We start from the raw sequence: 20,617 nt of genomic DNA on the forward strand, positions 1-20,617 counted from the left end.
AATGGCAGAAGAAAATAAGATGGGAGTCATGCCTATAAACAAACTGCTGATTACTATGTCATTGCCTATAATGATTTCGATGCTTGTACAGGCACTATATAATATAGTAGATAGTATGTTTGTTGCGCAGATAAATGAAGATGCTCTGACTGCGGTATCTTTAGCGTTTCCAATACAGAATCTAATGATAGCGGTTGCGACAGGTACAGGTGTCGGTATAAACGCACTTCTTTCAAGAAGTTTAGGAGAAAAAAATAGAAAGCAAGCAAGTGCAGCTGCTAATAACGGTGTATTTTTAGCAATTATGAGTTGGTTAGCATTTTTAATAATAGGGATATTATTTAGCCGTCCTTTCTTTGTAATGCAAAATGCCGGAGAAAGAATAACTGAATATGGAATAACTTATATGTCAATATGTTGTTCGTTATCTTTAGGTATATTTTTACAGATAACATTTGAAAGAATTCTTCAAGCAACAGGTAGAACTTTCTATTCTATGATTTCTCAGTTGACAGGTGCTATAGTCAATATCATACTAGATCCAATTTTTATTTTTGGATTATTTGGCGCTCCAAAATTAGGTGTTGCTGGTGCAGCCATTGCGACTGTTTTTGGACAGATGTCTGCTATGACACTTGCGATGTTTTTCAATCATAAAGTAAATCATGATATAGATCTTCACTTTAGAAGTTTTAGACCTTCTCTAAATATAATAGGTAAGATTTACAGAGTCGGGATTCCGAGTATAATAATGGCAAGTATTTCGTCAGTTATGACATTTGGTATGAACCAGATTTTACTTACTTTTACAAAGACTTCAGCAGCATTCTTTGGAGTGTATATAAAGCTACAGAGCTTTGTGTTTATGCCTATATTTGGTCTAAACAATGGCTTAGTTCCTATAGTTTCGTACAATTACGGTGCACAGAATAGAAAGCGTATATTAAAATCAATTAAATTAGCTACAACTTATGCTATTGGAATAATGATTTTTGGAACAGTATTATTTGAATGCGCTCCTAAGGTACTTCTAGGAATATTCAATCCATCAGCTGAAATGATTTCGATAGGTGTTCCAGGGCTTAGAATTATAGCTACTCATTTTATATTAGCATCAGTGAGTATAGTGCTTAGTACTGTTTTCCAGGCATTAAATCAGAGTTCATTCTCGCTTATTATCTCTGTTGCAAGACAGTTATTTGTTCTGTTACCAGTAGCTTATTTTATGTCTAAAACAGGTAATATCAATTTTGTTTGGTTATCTTATCCGATAGCTGAAATTGTTTCACTTGTGCTTTGTTTAGTATTCTTTAAGAAGATTTACGACGAAAAGATTAAACATATACCAGATGGAGCAAAATGTTAATAATAAAAGGACAAGAGTTATATTCTCACAATAATCTTTTAAATTTTTCTTGTAATGTGGTAAAATTTAGTTAAAGCTAAAACAATATCTATAACATAATAGAAAAAATTGGAGGTATCATTATGGAAAAAATATATACAACTGAACCTACTGAAATAGAACAGAAGGTATATGATATATTAGATGAGCTTGGTATTGATTATGGTGTAGTAGAACACGAGCCATTATATACAGCAGAAGATCTTAACAAGATAAAAGAACAGGCTCCAGGTCTTCATGCTAAGAACCTATTCCTTAGAAACGCAAAAGGAAATAAATATTATCTTATAGTTGCAGAAGATTCAAAACCAGTTAATCTTAAAGAAGTTAAAAAACTTATAGGCAGCACAAATCTTTCTTTCGCATCAGAAGATAGATTAATGAAAGTATTAAAATTAGTTCCAGGAAGTGTAAATCCATTCTCTTTAGTTAATGATGAAGAAAAAGTTGTTGAACTTTATATAGAAAAAGAACTTTTATCAGGAGAACTTTTAAACTTCCATCCAAATGTAAACTACAAAACAGTAACTATATCTTTAGAAGGTCTTAAAAAATACCTTGACCATATAGGTGTTACTTTAAACGAAATAGAATTATAGGATTTGGGAGTTAAAGGAATTTAAATGATAGCAACATTTGTAAATTGCGGCGTTATAATAGTTGGGTGTATAATAGGTCTTTTTATTAAAGGCGGTATACCAGAGAGATTTAATAAGATTATAATGAACGGATTGGCACTTTGTGCTATGTTTATAGGTTTTTCTGGTGCATTAGAAGGAAATAATACTATAATAACTATAGTTTCTATGGCTTTAGGAGCTTTAGTTGGCGAACTTATAGATATAGACAAGTGGCTAAATAAACTTGGAGAAACAATTCAAAAGAAACTTGATAAAGGTAATGGAAAAGAAAGTAGAATAGCAGAAGGTTTTGTAAATGCAAGCTTATTATATTGTGTTGGAGCAATGTCGATTGTAGGAGCACTTCAAGCAGGACTTTCTGGTAATTATGATACTATCTATGCAAAGACTGTATTAGATGGAGTTAGTTCTGTTATATTCTCTGCATCTATGGGAATCGGTGTTATATTCTCATCTGTAACAGTTCTTTTATATCAGGGTGGGATTACGTTATGTGCGTCATTCTTATCTGGAATTTTGAGTCAGGCTGTTATTGCGGAAATGACTGCTGTTGGAAGTCTTATGATTGTTGGACTTGGGCTTAATCTTTTAGAGGTTACTGATATAAAAATAGCGAATCTATTGCCTGGGATATTGGTGCCGGTAGTGTTGGGACTAATAGGAATAGTGTAAAAATTTAATACGAAAATATAAAAGTGTGGGCGAAATTTTGAAAACATTTTGTCGGATAATATCAATCCTACTCTCCAGGCAATCAAGTTGCATTGTCGAGTTCGAATTGATATTATAACCTCCAAAATATTAGTTTTCAAAATTATCGCATCACACTTTTTTTATTTTCGTTATTAAAAATTTTTAGTGGAGGATGAGTTGCTTGTGTTTAAGTTTTTAAAGGCTGCTTACAAAATAATCATTAACAGCTATTTTTATATATTTCGTATTAAATTTTAATGAATATAATATTAAAGGTAGGTTGTATTATCTAGTTCAAGTTTAGTCTTAGTTTTTTCTTATAATTATGTAAATTTTTTACTTATATTCTCTCAAAATTTTGTACGATATAGAAAAATTGAAATTTCAATGCTTCCAATTTTAAGTAAATTTTTTAGAAAAAAAGTTAAAAAAATTTTTTTATCTGGATATGTTGGAAATAGATAATCTCAGAATAAAATAGTAAATATAGAAGCTTATACTTGTTTTTAAGTGTTTTTAATGGGTATTTAATATATAGATTATCTGCAATGCGAATTTTGAGATTGAAAAATAAAAAACAAAAATTTTTTGTGGGTAATTTCTGTTATAATATATTATTGTGTGAAAGAACGAAAGAAAAACTTAAAAAGGGAGGATATTTTGGATGAAGGTTATAAAGAGAGATGGTAGTACGGTTCCTTTTGATAGAACTAAGATAGAAGTAGCGATTCTAAAAGCTATGAAAAACGGAAGTGGGATATTTATTCCGGAAATAGCTTCAAATATATCAATAGATGCTGAAAAACATTTTGAAAACTTCAAGCCTACACCTACTATACATCAGATAGAGGTGTATGTTTATGATAGACTAATTCATTATGGTCAGAAGGAAACAGCTAGAGCGTATGAAGGCTACAGAGCTGTTCAGTCTTTCAAAAGACATGTAAATACTACTGATGATAATATACTTGGATTAATAGCAAAAACAAATGAAGATATTTTAAAGGAGAATTCTAATAAGAACTCGATAATAGCTTCTACTCAGAGAGATCTTATTGCAGGAGAGGTTTCAAGGGATATAGCTAGAAGAAAATTAATTCCTCCTCATATAGTACAGGCTCATGATGAAGGGATCATACATTGGCACGATATGGACTACACTTTACAGTCTATATTCAACTGTTGCCTAATAAATATACAGGATATGCTTGATAATGGAACTGTTATAAATGAAAAAATGGTTGAGTCACCAAAATCATTCTCAACTGCTTGTACAGTTACAACTCAGATAATGGCTCAGGTTGCAAGTAACCAGTATGGAGGACAGAGTATAACTATAAAACATCTTGCTCCATATTTAAGAAGAACTTACGACAAATTCTTTAAAATGTATATGGAAAAATATAATAACGAAGAGTTAGCAAAAGATATAGCTCATGATATGATGATGAAGGATTTAAAGGATGGTGTCCAAACGATAAGATACCAATTATCTACTTTAATGACAACTAATGGCCAGGCCCCATTTGCGACAATATATCTTGAAATAGAAGAAGGAAGCGAATACGAAGAAGAAATGGCTCTTATCTGTGAAGAGATGATAAGACAGAGATTAGAAGGTATGAAAAACTACAAAGGACAGCAGATAGGTGAAGCTTTCCCTAAATTAGTTTACCTTTTAGATGAGCACAACTGCCTAGAAGGTGGAAAATACGATTATATAACTAAACTTGCTGCAGAATGTACTGCTAAGAGATTAGTTCCTGATTATCAGAGTGCTAAGATAATGAGAAGCAACTACGAAGGAAATACATTCCCACCAATGGGATGTAGAAGTCATTTAAGTCCATATAAAGACGAAAATGGAAACTACAAATGGTATGGAAGATTTAATCAGGGTGTTGTTTCATTAAACTTACCTCAGATAGCTATAATAGCTGACAAAAATATGGACATGTTCTGGAATATATTAGATCAGAGATTAGAATTATGTAAGGAAGCTCTTTTAGTTAGACATAATATGTTAAAAGGAACTTTATCAGATGTTTCTCCAATTCACTGGCAGCATGGTGCGATAGCTAGATTAGATAAAGGAGAAAAAATAGACAAACTTCTTGAAAATGGATATTCTACATTAAGTTTAGGATATGTTGGAATACACGAAATGGTTCAGTCTATGTTAGGTGTTAGCCACACTACTGAAAAAGGTGAAAAATTTGCACTAGAAGTTATGAATTATTTAAGAAAAAAATGTGACGAATGGAAGGCTGAAACAGGACTTGGATTTGGACTTTACGGAACTCCAGCAGAAAACTTAGTTTATAGATTCTGTAGAATAGATAAACAGAAATTCGGTGAAATACCAAATGTTACTGATAAACTTTACTACACTAACAGCTACCATGTAAATGTGTGTGAAGAGATAGATGCATTCAGTAAGTTAAAATTTGAAGCTCAGTTCCATGCAATAAGCTCTGGAGGATGTATTTCATATATAGAAGTTCCAGATATGAGTAGAAACTTAGAAGCTGTTGAACAGATTATAAATTACATATACCACAACATTCAGTACGCTGAAATAAATACAAAACCAGATGTTTGCTACAAATGTGGATACACTGGAGAAATAAAATTAGATGAAAATCTAGAATGGTACTGTCCTTCTTGTGGAAATAGAGATGAAGCCGATATGCAGGTTATGAGAAGAACTTGCGGATATATAGGAACTAATTTCTGGAATAAAGGTCGTACTCAGGAAATTGGGGATAGAGTACTTCATTTATAGGAGATGATTTTTAGAGAATGAGATATGAAAAAATAAGAAAATTTGATGTGTCTAATGCTCCAGGTGTTAGATCGACATTATTTGTAACTGGGTGTACTCACAATTGCAAAGGATGTTTTAATAAGGAACTGCAGGATTTTGAAGCAGGAAAGGTTTGGACTCAGGAAGATGAAGATAACTTTATATCTTATGTTAAGAATGATAATGTTGTCGGAGTAAATATTCTAGGTGGAGAACCAATGCAGCAGGTTATGGATGATTGTTTACCGAATTTACTTAAAAGAATAAAAGAGGAAACAGGCAAAAATATCTGGCTTTGGTCTGGATATTTACTTGAAGAAATCCTTGAAAATGAGAAAAGAAAAAACATTTTACAATATGTTGATGTGTTAGTTGATGGCAAATTTGATATAGGAAAAAGAAATATAAATCTTAAATATAGAGGCTCTGAAAATCAAAGAGTGATTGATGTCAAAAAAACATTGATTAGCAATTCTGTTGTAATTTATGATTTTGAAGAGATTTTATAAGAAAAGTTTAGAAATGGTTTAAAAATATAAATAATATAGACAATATATTAAATTTTAATAAGTGTACAACTTTAGTTTTTAGAGTTGTACACTTTTTTTATTAATTTTTTTATCGTTATTTTTTGGAAATTATTAATTTTTTATTTTTATTATTTTAATATTTCAAAATGTTTTAAGTATATATTTAAAAAAGTTAAGTAGTTATTATAATTTTGAATATATAATGAAATTTTCATGATTTTTTTATAGATATTTTTGATTGAATGTTATAAAATAGGGTAGAAATTTAAGTGAATAAATTAAATAGAAATTAATAAAATAATTTGAGTCGAAGTTGTGCATAGATTCGGGTTGTTATTAATAATAAATTTTTTGAGGCCAGGAGGTATTTAATGAAGAAAGTAATTTCAGGAGCATTGGCAGCAGCGATTATAACAAGTAATTTGCCGCTACGGGTTTTAGCTGAGGAAAACGATAACATGCAAGGCTCAACAGATTCTGGAGCTAATCAGGAGAATTCTGTTGAGAGAAAAGGGTATATTGAGGTTGATATAAACCTAGATATGCCTATAAAATATAGTAACTTTTCAGAAATAAATGTACGGTTAAATAAAGTAGATAGAGAAAAAAAATCTGTTGAAGAACTAAAAAATGTAAGTTTAGGGGAAAGTGAAGTAAAATCTGACTATACAGTTGAGGCTCTTAAATCAGATAGAGCTACAGAAGCTAAAGATAAAGATAAAGATAAAGTGTATTCTTACAGAGTGACATTTAAAAACCTTTCAGCAGGTGCAGATAAAGACTACTCAGTAAAGATAAGTGGAGTAGGTTTTAGTGAAGTTGTATCAGATACTGTTAATCTAGATAAATATTCAAAAAGAATAGTAGTAAATAACCTTAGTAAAAGAAATAATAATGAAAAATCAGAAGAAGGCTTTATTCCATTTGGAGATGTTGATGGAAATGGTAAAATAGATGATAAAGATTATGAAAAAGTATTTGAAAAAATAGGAACAGAGGATTTCCATTATGATTTAGATAGAGATGATGATATTGATATAGTAGATCTTCAATATGTTCATAACAATTTAGGTAAATCAGCTGTAAAACCAGTTGTAAAAGATGCTGAATGGATACCAAATTTAGATAATATTAAAACAGATCTTGCTGAGGGGAACTCTTTTGGTGAAGGTAAAATTGAAAATATTTTCGATGGAGATTCTGAATCTTCAGTAGAAATAAAACCAGCTACAGACTCTAAAATAACTGAAACTAACAATGTAAATTTAAGTTTAGATTTAAATAAAGAAAGTCAAGAAGCCGAGGAAACTTCACCTATAACAATGCAGTATCTTTCAATATTAGGAAATCTAGAAAGTGGTACTATAGTAGTAACAGATGAAAATGGAGCTTTACACAATATTGATTTTGGAAAATCTAATTCATCAGAAAATACAGATTCTCCTAGTGAAAATGCAAAATTAATTAAAGACTCTACTGTAGCTCAAAACAAAAATATAGTAATAGATTTAGGAGAGCAAATAGCTGTAACAAAAATAACTATAAATGTAACAGGTGTAAGTGACGATAGAAATCTTGCTGAAATAGCAAAGATAGAATTCTTAAATGATGTATATAAAGAAATACCAAAGCCTGAAATGACAGTTCCTAAAATAACAGGAATAAAAACTTCTACATCAACTGGTAATGAACATATAGAATTATCTTGGTCGGAAACATTAAATATAACAGGATATGAACTAAAAGTAGAAGAAATAAATGAAGAAGGTAAAGTTAAAGGTAGTGCTAAAACATTTAGAATGTCTGAAAATAACTTTAAAATAAGCAATGTAAAACCATATTCTAGATATAGATTAAGTGTACAGTCTATAAATGGAGAATGGCTAGGCGGATATGGAACTAATAAAGTTAAAGAAAATGTAATAGAAAATGTAGATGTAAATAATAATTACAAGCCTTTAACAGAAGAAAAGTTTAAAGAAAATGGAGAAGATGGTGTAGTAAATGTAATGGTTATTCCTAATGAAGTGCCAAAATATCCAGAAGGAATAAAGGCTGAAGGTAACTATAAATCAATTAATTTAAGTTGGAAAACACATAATTCAGCTAGAAGCTTTGATGTATATTATAGAGAAAAAGGTTCTAATGAAGACTTTATTCACGCAAATGGTAAAACAAAGATAACTGGAAATAGTTACAATATTACAGGACTTAAAGATGATACAACTTATGAAATAAAAATGACTGCAACAAATCATCTTGGAGAAGGAGGAGAATCTCCGCTTGTTTTAGCAACAACTATAGATATGAGTATACCAAAAACACCAAATTATAAACTAATAAATACTGTTTCAAAAGATGGTACTACAAAAACAGATAATATAAAAGATGTTATTTATCCAGGAATAGTTATACCAGAAGATAAAGAGCATGGAAAATTAGAATCTGATAATAAATATGCTGTAATAACAAATAAGTATGCTGTAGTGGATAATGATTATAAGTCATATTGGGCTATAAATGATACTGATTCTGGTATAGCAGATGCAAAAGGTAATAATGGACCTAGAATAGAGTTTGATTTTACTAATAAAAATGTAAAAGAGTATAAAATAGATAAAATTGCAGTTGTTAGTAAATTAGATGGAACAGGAATGACTCCTGATTTTGCAGAGGTAAATATTTTTAATGATAAAAATGATAACAACGCATCAATATCTAATGGAAAAACATTTGTTCCAAAAGTAATTAACCATACAAATAATGGTGTTTATACTATGCTTGAATTTGCATCTCCTATAACTGTTAAAGAAGGAAATCATATACAGGTTAATATGCGTTCAAAATCTGGAAATATAAGTATAACAGAACTAAAATTCTATGAATATGATGATATAGAAAAAGAAATAAATTCTTTATTTAAGGACGAGTTATACCTAGAACTTAGTACTAAAGCAACTAAGGAAAAAATAACTGAGTTAAAAAATAGATTAAATAAACAAGATAATGGTGAAGATCATCCAGATAAAAAAGAACTTGAAAAGAAGCTAATTAGAGCAGAACAATTACTTAATGATACCAATTTAAATGATAAAATTACAGAAGTTGATATATTAATAAATGCTGGTGGAACAAATACCGGATATGGAAATGACTGGCAGGCATTAGGGCTTGCGGCTAAAGCAGGTGAAACTATAAAAGTTTACCTATCAAGAGATATAGCTGATGATGCCATAAATAGAGATGTATATTTAGCATATGAACAGAATTATGCAGAATCTGGAACTGCTATATCACAACCAATCAAATTAAATCCTGGGGAAAATACAATAAAAATTGAAGCTCTTAATAATTATGATAAGGAAAAAGGTGGAAATTTATACGTTAGAATGTCTGGTATGCCAGATAATCCAGGAACTAAGATAAGAGTTAGAGTAAGTGGAGCTGAGAAAATACCTCACCTTAATCTGAATAATAGATTAGAAGATGTAGATTATCTAGTTAATAATAAAAGTAATAATTCTGATGAAAAAGTAAAACCTGTTAAGGATGCTTTAAAAGCATACATAGTAGAACTTAAAGATCATGTAGAAAATATTGAAACATTACAGGCTGAAAGTAATAAAAAACATGAAGGTGACAAAAACTTTGAAAATAATATTTATGATTATGATAGAAAATATTCTATTCTTAACTCTACAAATATAGAAGGAGATAGATTTACTTTAACAATACCTGCAGAACAAGTTTATAATGGATTAGGATTAAAAATTAATTCTAGTGAAGAAGAAATAAATAAACGGGTAGATAAGATGTATGATAGTATGCTTGCTTGGGAGCAGCTAATACAGATAACAAACGCTAAAAAAGGTGTATTTGAAAAGGATAATGGTTCTGGATTATATGCTAATAATAAAGCTTCTAGACAGAGAGTAAATGTGAAATACCAGAGAATGTTTGGTGGTGCATTTATGTATGCTGGAGGACATCATGTAGGAGTAGAATATGATAGCACTGGAGACTTTATGAATGGTGTTCCATTTAAATTTAACTCAGAAGGAAAAGTTACTAATCCTAGTACTGATCCAGAAACAGGTAAGCAATTAGACGGTGGCGGATATTTATTCGGTTGGGGAATAAGCCACGAAATAGGTCATAAAGCTGATATAGGTAAGAGAACTTATGGCGAAACAAGTAATAATATACTAGCTCTTATAACTCAGACATTTGATGGAGTGAGTAAATCAAGACTGGAAATGAATAGTATATATCCTAAAATATATAAAAAAGTAACTAGTAACAGCGTTGGTGCATCTCAAGATGTTGCTACACTTCTTGGAATGTTCTGGCAGCTACACCTTGCATATGAACCAGGATATACATCACAGATGTTAAAGAATAATACTGATTCATATTATGCAAAAATGAATAGATTATATAGAAATCTTACTGATAAAGAGAAAAAACTAGATAAAGATCAGCTATTAATAAGAAAAGCATCTGATGCAGCGGGAAAAGATTTAAGAGAATTCTTTGCTAGTTGGGGATTAATAGCTGATGAAAATACAATTGTTTATCTTCAGCAGAGATTTAACGAGGATAAAAGAGAAACGAGAAAAATACAATACTTAAATGATGAAGCATATAGAAGAAGACTTGCAGGAACTGCAGATATGGCTGAAGGTACCGAAGTAAAAGCTACATTCGCTAACAATGTAAAAGATGGAAGTATAGTTCAAGGAAGTTCTGTAACTTTAGACCTTGATGTAAACCAGAGTGGAGATAAAATTCTTGGATATGAAATAATCAGAAACGATGGAAATAAAAAGGGTGGAGAAAATGAAGGAACTATAGTGAATTATAGACCTGTTGGATTTGTAAATGCAGATGAAAATGGAGAAGCTACATTTACAGACAATATATCTCCTATGAATAATAGAGCTGTTACATATAAAGTTGTAGCTTATGACTATAATTTAAAACCAACAGCGGAAGTTACTGTAGGTTCTGTAAAACTAAGTCATGATGGAACAATGAGCAGTGAAGATTTTGTACTAAAATCTAATATGATTTCAACTGTTGGAAAATCAGAAGGTTCTAATGGAGAAAGTACAGTAAATGAAAATACAACTGAAGATAATAGTTTAGATAAAATAAAAGATGGGAATAAATCGACTGTATTTAGAGGAAGAAGAATGACTTCTGATGAATATACTAATAATCCTCATAAACAGGAAGGTATAAATATAAATGAAGATCCATATATAATAATGGATTTACAGGGAAGTAAAAATATAAGCGGACTTAAATACACTAAATCTAATAGTGCGGTTTCAAGATTCTCATTAAAAAGATTATTTAATAGAAGTACAACATACTCTCCAATAACAAATTATGAAATATATTTAAGTAATGACGGTGAAACTTGGGGAGAAGCGGTAAGTACTGGAACATTTGAGTTTGGAAATAAATCTGTACTTGGTGGAGCAACAGATAAAGATACAGCAAAAGTAATATTTACTAAAAATAGCAACTTATATGCATATGATGCAAGATATGTAAAACTTGTAGCCAAGGATGCTGGCAATTCTAATTTAGATATAGCAGATATATCTTTAATAGGATCTACAGGTGACAATATAGAAATAGGTGCTGTAAATATAGAAGATAACCAAATATCAACTGGAATTGGTAGATTAGAATCTGATTTTGTATATGACAATAAAGGAAATAAAATACCAGCGGGTTCTATACTTGTAGTAGGTAAATATAAAGGAAATCCTGCATTTAATGTTCCATTATTAATAGATGAAAATAATCATACTATAGGTGGAAAAGCACTTCTTATGGCTCAAGTTAAGGCTGATGCTGAACTTGGAAGTGTTGCCGATGGTACATGGATGTACTGGATAAGTAAAGAAAACTTTAATAAGCTTTCTACTAAAGTAAAAGCTGAACTTTATAGATATAATGAGGTTGGAGGAGATGATGGAAAAACTCCAATTGGGCAGAGGTTAGTAAGTGACACTTTATATATGAATGTTAGTGCTGAAAATTATGATGCATTACCAGTTATAACTCTAAAAAATCAGGGTAATATAGACACAGAAAATAGTAGAAAAAAATCAAAATCTAGTTCAAGTGAAATGGTTATGAAATATGTAAATACAAATAATTTCAAATACGAAGAAAATTAATAGGTATAACGGAGGTATTATGAAAAAATCGAATAAAATGATAAGTTCTGTAGTACTTTCTACAGTACTGGCTTCTAGTTGTATAGCTGTTATGGCAAATAATAATGAAGGTTCTCAGGATAATAAAACTGAAGAAAGTATAGGAAGAGTATTAAAAGTTTTAAAAGAAGATGATGGAAGTTATTTTAATATAAAAGTTGAAAATTCAGATTCAACAACAGGATTTTATGTTACTTTAGAAATTGAAACTAAAGGTAATGTTGCATTTAATGAAAAAAGTTTTTCTATTCCAACAAAGATAAAATCATCTAATCCTATGAAAATGGTAAAGGTTGAAAAAGATGGAAATAAAACAATTATAAAAGTAGCTGTAACCTCTGATAATGATTTAATTAGTGGCGGAGTTTTAAATATAGGTACATTTAGTGTAATCTCTGCATCTAAAGGTGATGAATATAAAATAAGCAATATAGATGTAGATCTTGTCGACACAAATGGAAATTCATCTAAAAAAATAGAATCAAATGAAAAGGATGAATCTATTTTTAAAGAAATTCTTTTAACTAAGGATGTAGAAAATAAAAATCCAGATCCAAAACCAGATCCAGAGCCAGACCCAGAAGGCGGTGGCGCTGGCGGAGGAGAATCAGGTGGAGGTTCTGAAGGAGAAACAGAAAAACCTGAAGAGCCAGAAAAACCAGGAGACAACGACAATACAGGTGGCTCTACTGGCGGAGGAACTTCAAAACCTGAAAAACCTGAAGAAGAAGAAAAACCAACAGAACACAACGTACAGCTATTCAGTATGTCAGGATCAGATAGATACGAAACATCAACAAAAATAAGTAAAACAGGATGGACATCTGGAGCGAAAAATGTAGTAATCGTAAACGGAAACGAAAAGAACATAGTCGATGGGCTATCAGCTACACCATTCGCAAGCATCAAAAATGCACCAGTACTACTATCAAATAACGGAAAACTTCCTTCTAGCACAATAAGTGAGTTAAAACGTTTAAATCCTACAAATGTATACGTAATCGGTGGAACAACATCAATGCCAGAAAGTGTTGTTAAGAGTATAAAGAACAATACAAAAGCAACTGTTTCTCGTATAGGTGGAAAAACAAGATACGAAACATCTCTTGCAATAGCTAAACAGATAGACAAAATAGCTGATGTAAATAAAGTATACATAAGTAGTGGTACAGGAGAAGTCGATGCATTATCAATAGCATCAGTTGCGGGTAGAGATAAAGCTCCAATACTTCTTACAAATGTAAATAAGGTAGATACAAATACTTACAACTTTATAAAATCAGAAAATGTTAAAAATGCTTACTTTATAGGTGGCGAAAAGAAAATATCAAATTCTGTTATAAAACAGATTGATAAAGTAGTTTCAGCGGATGTAAGTAAAAACAGAGTTGCTGGGCAGAATAGAAAAGATACAAATGCGGAAGTAATTGAAAAATTCTACACTAGCAGCAAGTTAAATGGTGTAGTTGTTGCTAAGGACGATGTGATAGTCGATGCTCTTACAGTAGGAAGTTTTGCAGCTAAAAACGATATGCCTGTTGTAATAGCTAAAAATTCATTAAGCTCAGCTCAGAAATCTGCATTAACTGGCAAAAAGACAGAAAAAGTTTATCAGTCTGGTGGAGGAGTTAAAGCTTCAGTAATAGATAACTTAAAAGAACTTTTAGGAACTAAAAGATAACACTCCTAAAAAATAGGAAAAATAGGATATATAAAGCTGTTACAAAATCTTTACTTTTGTAGCAGCTTTTTTTACTTAAAAAATAAATTAGTTGTTAAAAAAATTATAAGGATTTAAATTATAATGATTTAAAATATTTTTTATAACAAAATTCATAAATACATTCTATATTTTGCTTAATTAGTAATTAATTATTATAAAATTTCACAAAAGATGAATTTATTGGTATAATAGTAAGAGTATCTGTTAATAATATAAATTTAACTGGATAATTAATTTTTTGGTAGCTTAATTAAATTATCCAAGTATCTAAACAAAAACACAGGAAATTTAAAAGTACATAAAGGAGGGCAATATGAATTTGAGATCTAAATTTATCGGTATTATACTTGCTGGGGTATTATCGATTTCAATGACATTCACAGGATGTTCATCGAATAACACAGAAGATGATTCAAGCTCATCTAATAATTCGAGTTCATCAACAAGTATTTCATCTTCAGATAATGATGCATCAAATTCGGCATCTGATACGGCAGAAGATCAGAGCGATAAGTCTCGGTCGAATAACGACACATTGTCTGATGGTGATGTACAAATTCACTTTATCGATACAGGAAATAGCGATGCGATTCTAATAGATGATGGAGGAGTAGCTATGCTTATCGATGCTGGGGACAACGACGATGAAAGGTCAGTTGTAAATTATTTAAATGGACGGGGAGTAAAGGATATTAAATATCTTATATCTACTCATGCTCATGCAGACCATGCTGGTGGGCTGGATGCAGTCGTTAAGAAATGTAAGGTAGAGAATGCATTTGTTTCTAATGGCGATGCAGATACTCGTACATATAGAGACTTTATCATGGCACTTTCAGACAAAGGCTTGAATCCTTCAGTACCTTTAGAGGGTAAAAAATTTAAGCTAAAGAATTCTTATTTTGAAGTTTTCAATACTAATGGAGGCAGCACTACTAATAATGAGTCATTAGTTGTTCTTTTAACTCATGGAAATGACAAGATGCTATTTATGGGGGATGCCGAGGAAGAGGTTGAATACGAAATTTTAAATAAGGTTCCAGATGTAGACCTATTGAAATTAGGACATCACGGTTCTCACAGCAGTACAACAGATACATTTTTAAGTAAGACAAATCCAGAGTATGCGGTTATTTTATGTGGAAGAAATAACAAATACGGACATCCTCACAGAGAGACTATGCAGAAGCTTAAAGATAGGGGGATAGACGTATACAGAACGGATGAAAGCGGAGACCTTTTATTTACATCTAGTGGAAATGGTATTACTACAAATTCTAAAAAGGGAGATTATAATCCAGGCAGCAATTCTGTAGATGAATATTCATCAGATTCTTCATATGAATCTAGTTATTCTGAATCTAACTCATCAGATGGTTCTGATAATTTAAAGACAGTATTTTGGACTAAAAATGGCAAGGTGTACCATAAATACAGAGATTGTTCTGGGCTACGGAAGAGCAAGAATGTATTGTCTGGAACTATTTCAGATAGTGGAAAACCAAGACTTTGTAAAAGATGTGAAGGAAGATAGCACTTAAACTAAAAAGGTATAAAATCAAAAGAGATAAAACTTAATTTCAAAAATTCAAAAGGGAAAAAATTATTATTTAACTATTTAGATAAAGAATGTTTGTTTAAAAGAAAAAGTACTCCAAGTTTAATCGGAGTACTTTTTTATTGCATTTTAAATATTTTCAATTATTCAATTAAATATATCTAAAGTCTAAGATTTTGATAATTTATAAGTGAAAATTAAATTATTAAATTGTAAATTATTTTAAGACTCTAAATACACCAGTTACAATACCAATTATCTGAACCTGAGCATCTTCAAATATGAAAGGTTCCATAAAGTCATTTTCTGGCTGTAATCTTATTTTACCGTCTTCTTTGTAGAAAGTTTTAACAGTAGCTTTTTCATTTTCTACTAATGCAGCTACCATTCGACCATTTGCAGCTGTATTTTTCTTATCTACAACTACATAGTCTCCATTTAATATACCCGCATTTACCATACTATCTCCCTTTACTCTAAGAACAAAATTATCCTTTCCGCTAACAAGAGACGCTGGTAGTGGAATATATTCCTCTATATTCTGCTCAGCAAATATAGGCTCACCGGCAGTTATCTGACCTATAAGAGGAAGATTTATCATTTCCTGGTGTAATCCCATAACATCGTCATCATCCCTAGCTTTATCCAGAACCTCGATAGCTCTTGGCTTAGTAGGGTCTTTTCTTATATATCCTAATTTTTCTAATTTATTTAGATGAGAATGAACAGTAGATGTAGATCTTAAATTTACCGCATCACAAATCTCTCTAACAGCAGGTGGATAACCCTTCTTAGAAATTTCGGATTTTATGAACTCTAGTATCGCTATTTGTTTGTCTGTTAAATTTGAATACATACTAATTCCTCATTTCTTTATTTAATCGCTTTATTTAACTCAATATCTTAACTTATTTTTATTGAATGGAACATAGCTAATTATTTGCTTAATAAAGTCAAAAATTTTATTATTTATAACTATATAATATCATATTTAACAGTAGGATACAAACATTTATTCGTCGAGCAAGTGTTCGTTTTTTGTTTTTCAGAGTTATCATCTATTTGCCAAGAATATCGTCAGTATCGTTTTCTTCATCAATTAAACTTTCAAAATCTTCATCTATTATTCCATCGTTTTTATCATCATCTAGCCATTCAAAGTTCTTCACTATATCTCGTTTAACGTGTTTTTTATGAGCTGCATAAAGCTGCGTTGTCGTTACATTGTCGTGGTCAAGTAAGTTTTGAACATCGTATATTGTAAAGCCATTTTGGATTAGAGAAGTAGCCGCAGTTGCTCTTAGCTTATGAGGGCTGTATCCTTTATCCCTAGTTGTACACATAGATATAGAAGTGTACTTTTTAACTAGGGAAGTGATAGCTCTTTCTGTCATCCTTTTTTTCTGAAGGGATAAGAATAATGCATCTCTGTGTTCTTCGGGAATATCCTCACTCTGAGGTCTTTCATTATTAATATAATCCAAAACAACATGCTCACAAGTTTTATTAATAGGCATTAAAACTTCCTTGCCCCTTTTTCTAAATATAGTAAACTCACCACGAGAGAAGTTAAAAGAAGAAATATTAAGCTCTCTAAGCTCATTTAATCTAAGTCCATAAGTAACAAATAGCGCTAGAATTGCCTTATCCCTAAGCTTAGTCTTTTTCCAATAAACTTTTTCTTTCTCAGTAAGTCCCTCACCAGTTTCTACAGCATCTAACATAACTGCGACCTCATCAATCTCAAGCCTTTTTATAGCATCTGGTTGCGGTTTAGGGAGCTTTATTGGGTTAAAGCCATCGGTTATATTCTCTTTAAGCTGCTCATTCCTATAAAGGAATTTAAACAGAGTAGAGAGAGATGATTTTTTTCTGGCAAGCGCACGATTATTATTCTCAAATACCATAGTTGTATTGCCAATTTCTTTATAATATCTACTACAATATTCACCGAGGAATAGATTTACGTCTCTAGCTTTAATCTCAGAGAATTCCTCTAAAGTGATGTCGTGAGTAATTTTTGCAGATGTATGTTCAGCCGTTTCAACAAGATAATGGCAGAAAAATAAAATATCCTCAAGATATGCAAGCCTACTTGATACAGAAACAGATCCTTTAAGGTATATAAAATAATCTTTCATAAAATCTGGGAGCTGCGATTGTATTTCAAGGCATTTTTCAACCTTTTTATTATCTCTAATTACAATGTTATCAGGACGGCTCGATTTATTGTGTATTTTCATAAGTAAAACCTCCTATATTTATAATTATATAGAAGTTGTTTAGATTAAGAAAGAAGAATTTAAGATTTAATTGATTTAATTAAGGTAGAAATTTAATTAAGATAGAATTAGGATGTAGATTTAATTAGGATATAAAAATTTAATATTTAAAACGCAATAATAACTTATTTTATGTTATAATTTAACTTTAAATGATAATTAATTTTTAAACAATCTAAAAGAGGAGGAAATTATGGGATTTACTGAAGATATGATTTGTCAGGATTGTGGAAAGACTTTTTCATGTTTTTTCGGGACAAATAAAGAAAGTTTTAGTGACTTTGATAATATTTTTAAAAATGAGTACGGAGAAAAAGCTCATGAGCAGCTTAAATTACTTTTAAGTAATATAGAAAACAACTCAGAGATAAATATCGACGATTATGGATGCTTTTCTGAAATAAAGTATGACTTAGATTTCAAAACCAAGTATTTAAAGAAAAAATTAGACGATTTAGCTGAACAGATAGAAATACAGGATAAAGAAAGAAAAAATAAGAATTCTAAGTTTAAATTTGTTGCAGAAACATTTTATTGGAAGTATGTAGAAGGATTTAATAAATTAAAGGATATAGTTGAATCTGGTGATGCCGAATCAATTGAACAGGCTTTTAATGAAAAATGGGTTCTTTTTGAAGGGAAAAGATTTGGACATACATTATTTAAATGTCCTAATTGTAATAAGTATGAGGCTGGATTCTATACACATGTAGAAACAGCAGATAGCAAATATGAGTGTAAATATAGTTGTCCAAAATGCGAGACACCTATGAATGTATATAAAGGATGTCTTTCTGATGCATTTGAGAAAAATGAGCTTTCTTGCCAGAACTGTGGATCTAATAATGTGATTATAAAAGAAGGACTATATAATGAGTAAAATTAAGACCTTGAGAGAGGTCTTTTTTTATTTCTTATCTAACTATTCCGAAAATATACATTTAATGAATAGTTAGATGTTATAGAAAAACCGCTCTTTTCAGAACGGTTTCTCACAGTATATAATTATTTTAATTTATTTCCATCAGAAAATGCATTTCCAACCTTTTCACCAACTACATGGTATCCATGTCCTACAGGATCAAATGTAATTGGTTTTAGCTTAGCTAAATCAACCTTTCCATTTTCGTCTAAAATTCTTTCATCAGCAGATACATTGACGATTTCACCAAATAAAAGCTTAGATTCGTCATCATATCTATCTAGTTTACACTCTAAAGTAAATGGGAACTCTTCTATTATAGGAGCATCTACAAGCTCACTCTTAAAAGTATGAAGTCCTGCTTTATCAAGTTTGTTATCTACTTTGTTTCCAGAAACAACTCCTACAAAATCGGCTTCAACAACATGATCTGCATCGGCCATACTAACAGTAAAAGCCTTCTTAGCCTTGATATTTTCCATTGTTTTATGTCCAGGACTAACACATATAGTTATCTTATTCTGAGCTGAAATACCTCCCCATGCAGCATTCATAGCGTTTGCTGTACCATCATCATTATAAGTTCCTATTATAAGTACCGGCATTGGATACATAAAAGGATTAGAACCAAAATTTTTTCTCATAAAAATTCCCCCTTGTTATAAATTTATTACTATATTCTATTTCTATAAAAATAAGCTAACTCCTTTTTATTATTTTGAATTTTATAATTATATTTAATGTATTTATAATGTATATTAAAAAAATTATAGAGTATATAATAATCCTCGTTAAAATTAATTTCTTAATTGTTTGAAAGTTATAAAATTATGGGATATTTTATAAACCACTTTCAAAAAGTGATAGTAAATGAATCCTCTCTTTCATTAAATAAATCATTTTGAAATGATTATTCAAAAAACTGATATATTCTGACAAATATTGCATACACTTTTAATTGGAATTTTTTCGAGAATATTTATGAATTTATGATGAATTTTATTTTTTGTTAAATCTAATTAAAGCTTTAAATTTAAACGTTTATAAAGATTATTTTAAATTCAAATGGTAAACGGATTGTATACAGTATCTAAACAATTTCTCTTTTTTATTAAATATTCAAAAAATGAAATTTACAAAAAACAATCTTGCGTTTTTTGAAAGTACTTGCTATAATATATATGTAATATGAAATAAGAAGTTAGATTTGATTCATAAGGAGGTACTAAAATGTTAGCATTATCAGCAAAAGTTATATGTTCAGCACTAATAATATTCCCAGCTATGTATTTAATGGCTAAAGCAGTTTAATTTGTTTTTTTAGATATTATAGTTGTTATATTTTTATTAAATAATCGGTTTAATCCGAGAAAATGAAGAGGAAAAATAAATGTATACGGAAAATTATAATCGAAAATAGCCTGGTTCTTTACAGATTGATGAGTAAAGACCAGGCATTTTTTATTTGGATTTATAATGTTTTGTTTATAGATGAAGAAAATAAAAAGAGCAACCATTTTATAGGTCGCTATACCCTATTTTTAAACCATTGATTTTGGAATTAAATTGTAAGGTTTAATTTTTTATAAACTTTTTTCTTGTTCATGTCGTTGTAATCTGCAATAACTTGCATTATGTCTTTTGAACATCAAACCCCTTTTGGATTCATTTCTTTGCATAGCCCTTTTGTGCATGCTCCTGTAGTATTTTGTATGTCTTTAAGAGTTTTCGCTCCGTTATCTAATGCTTTTATGATGTCCGCTCTTGTTGTATTTGAGCAGTAACAAATTATTTCGTTATTCATTATGACCTCCAAGTTAT

13 protein-coding genes are annotated in these 20,617 nt (G+C 30.3%); 9 read left to right on the top strand and 4 right to left on the bottom strand.

Annotated features, from left to right (window positions below; genetic code table 11):
- Position 1: 1 nt before the first annotated feature.
- The 8 genes from ACK2WO_RS07970 to ACK2WO_RS08005 all read left to right on the top strand — a co-directional run bounded on the left by ACK2WO_RS07970 (position 2) and on the right by ACK2WO_RS08005 (position 15,568).
- A complete protein-coding gene (locus ACK2WO_RS07970; protein WP_178411554.1) occupies positions 2-1,366 on the top strand; it encodes an MATE family efflux transporter in 1,365 nt (454 codons plus the stop codon).
- A gap of 122 nt (positions 1,367-1,488) precedes the next feature.
- Complete coding sequence (locus ACK2WO_RS07975; RefSeq protein WP_414697362.1) at positions 1,489-2,004, top strand: prolyl-tRNA synthetase associated domain-containing protein; 516 nt, start codon at positions 1,489-1,491, stop codon at positions 2,002-2,004.
- A gap of 24 nt (positions 2,005-2,028) precedes the next feature.
- Entirely contained in the window at positions 2,029-2,718 is a 690-nt protein-coding gene (locus ACK2WO_RS07980; protein WP_414697363.1) for a DUF554 domain-containing protein, read from the top strand.
- Positions 2,719-3,403: 685 nt separating this feature from the next.
- Positions 3,404-5,524 (top strand): anaerobic ribonucleoside-triphosphate reductase, encoded by a 2,121-nt coding sequence (gene nrdD, locus ACK2WO_RS07985; protein ID WP_414697364.1) that lies wholly within the window; start codon positions 3,404-3,406, stop codon positions 5,522-5,524.
- 17 nt (positions 5,525-5,541) lie between these two features.
- Positions 5,542-6,054 (top strand): anaerobic ribonucleoside-triphosphate reductase activating protein, encoded by a 513-nt coding sequence (gene nrdG / locus ACK2WO_RS07990; protein WP_414697365.1) that lies wholly within the window; start codon positions 5,542-5,544, stop codon positions 6,052-6,054.
- A gap of 392 nt (positions 6,055-6,446) precedes the next feature.
- Positions 6,447-12,272: a fibronectin type III domain-containing protein gene (locus ACK2WO_RS07995; protein ID WP_414697366.1), complete on the top strand. Its 5,826-nt coding sequence runs from the start codon at positions 6,447-6,449 to the stop codon at positions 12,270-12,272.
- 19 nt (positions 12,273-12,291) lie between these two features.
- Positions 12,292-13,992 (top strand): cell wall-binding repeat-containing protein, encoded by a 1,701-nt coding sequence (locus tag ACK2WO_RS08000; RefSeq protein WP_414697367.1) that lies wholly within the window; start codon positions 12,292-12,294, stop codon positions 13,990-13,992.
- Positions 13,993-14,347: 355 nt separating this feature from the next.
- The gene (locus ACK2WO_RS08005; protein WP_178413006.1) at positions 14,348-15,568 is read left to right on the top strand and encodes an MBL fold metallo-hydrolase; all 1,221 of its coding nucleotides are present in this window, start codon (positions 14,348-14,350) and stop codon (positions 15,566-15,568) included.
- A gap of 241 nt (positions 15,569-15,809) precedes the next feature.
- On the opposite strand, the gene lexA is transcribed toward ACK2WO_RS08005, so the two are convergent.
- Complete coding sequence (gene lexA / locus ACK2WO_RS08010; protein ID WP_414697368.1) at positions 15,810-16,448, bottom strand: transcriptional repressor LexA; 639 nt, start codon at positions 16,446-16,448, stop codon at positions 15,810-15,812.
- A gap of 202 nt (positions 16,449-16,650) precedes the next feature.
- Complete coding sequence (locus ACK2WO_RS08015; RefSeq protein WP_414697369.1) at positions 16,651-17,835, bottom strand: tyrosine-type recombinase/integrase; 1,185 nt, start codon at positions 17,833-17,835, stop codon at positions 16,651-16,653.
- A 232-nt stretch (positions 17,836-18,067) separates the two neighbouring features.
- On the opposite strand from ACK2WO_RS08015, the gene ACK2WO_RS08020 reads away from it, so the two are divergent.
- Positions 18,068-18,754, top strand: a complete 687-nt coding sequence (locus ACK2WO_RS08020) for a hypothetical protein (protein ID WP_414697370.1) — start codon at positions 18,068-18,070, stop codon at positions 18,752-18,754.
- Positions 18,755-18,879: 125 nt separating this feature from the next.
- Here ACK2WO_RS08020 and ACK2WO_RS08025 read toward each other — a convergent pair whose 3' ends face one another.
- Positions 18,880-19,440 (bottom strand): flavin reductase family protein, encoded by a 561-nt coding sequence (locus tag ACK2WO_RS08025; RefSeq protein ID WP_414697371.1) that lies wholly within the window; start codon positions 19,438-19,440, stop codon positions 18,880-18,882.
- Between the two features lie 917 nt (positions 19,441-20,357).
- Positions 20,358-20,612, bottom strand: a complete 255-nt coding sequence (locus ACK2WO_RS08030; RefSeq protein ID WP_414697372.1) for a (2Fe-2S)-binding protein — start codon at positions 20,610-20,612, stop codon at positions 20,358-20,360.
- Between the last annotated feature and the right edge of the window lie 5 nt (positions 20,613-20,617).

Origin of the sequence: Peptacetobacter sp. AB845 (assembly GCF_047528295.1) — a bacterium.
GTDB lineage: Bacteria > Bacillota > Clostridia > Peptostreptococcales > Peptostreptococcaceae > Peptacetobacter.

Excerpts from the sequence above, each read along its gene's own strand:
- nrdG (WP_414697365.1), top strand. The coding sequence starts at position 5,542 with ATGAGATATGAAAAAATAAGAAAATTTGATGTGTCTAATGCTCCAGGT.
- ACK2WO_RS07980 (WP_414697363.1), top strand. The coding sequence starts at position 2,029 with ATGATAGCAACATTTGTAAATTGCGGCGTTATAATAGTTGGGTGTATA.
- ACK2WO_RS07995 (WP_414697366.1), top strand. The coding sequence starts at position 6,447 with ATGAAGAAAGTAATTTCAGGAGCATTGGCAGCAGCGATTATAACAAGT.
- lexA (WP_414697368.1), bottom strand. The coding sequence starts at position 16,448 with ATGTATTCAAATTTAACAGACAAACAAATAGCGATACTAGAGTTCATA.
- nrdD (WP_414697364.1), top strand. The coding sequence starts at position 3,404 with ATGAAGGTTATAAAGAGAGATGGTAGTACGGTTCCTTTTGATAGAACT.
- ACK2WO_RS08000 (WP_414697367.1), top strand. The coding sequence starts at position 12,292 with ATGAAAAAATCGAATAAAATGATAAGTTCTGTAGTACTTTCTACAGTA.
- ACK2WO_RS08015 (WP_414697369.1), bottom strand. The coding sequence starts at position 17,835 with ATGAAAATACACAATAAATCGAGCCGTCCTGATAACATTGTAATTAGA.
- ACK2WO_RS07975 (WP_414697362.1), top strand. The coding sequence starts at position 1,489 with ATGGAAAAAATATATACAACTGAACCTACTGAAATAGAACAGAAGGTA.
- ACK2WO_RS08025 (WP_414697371.1), bottom strand. The coding sequence starts at position 19,440 with ATGAGAAAAAATTTTGGTTCTAATCCTTTTATGTATCCAATGCCGGTA.
- ACK2WO_RS08005 (WP_178413006.1), top strand. The coding sequence starts at position 14,348 with ATGAATTTGAGATCTAAATTTATCGGTATTATACTTGCTGGGGTATTA.
- ACK2WO_RS07970 (WP_178411554.1), top strand. The coding sequence starts at position 2 with ATGGCAGAAGAAAATAAGATGGGAGTCATGCCTATAAACAAACTGCTG.
- ACK2WO_RS08020 (WP_414697370.1), top strand. The coding sequence starts at position 18,068 with ATGGGATTTACTGAAGATATGATTTGTCAGGATTGTGGAAAGACTTTT.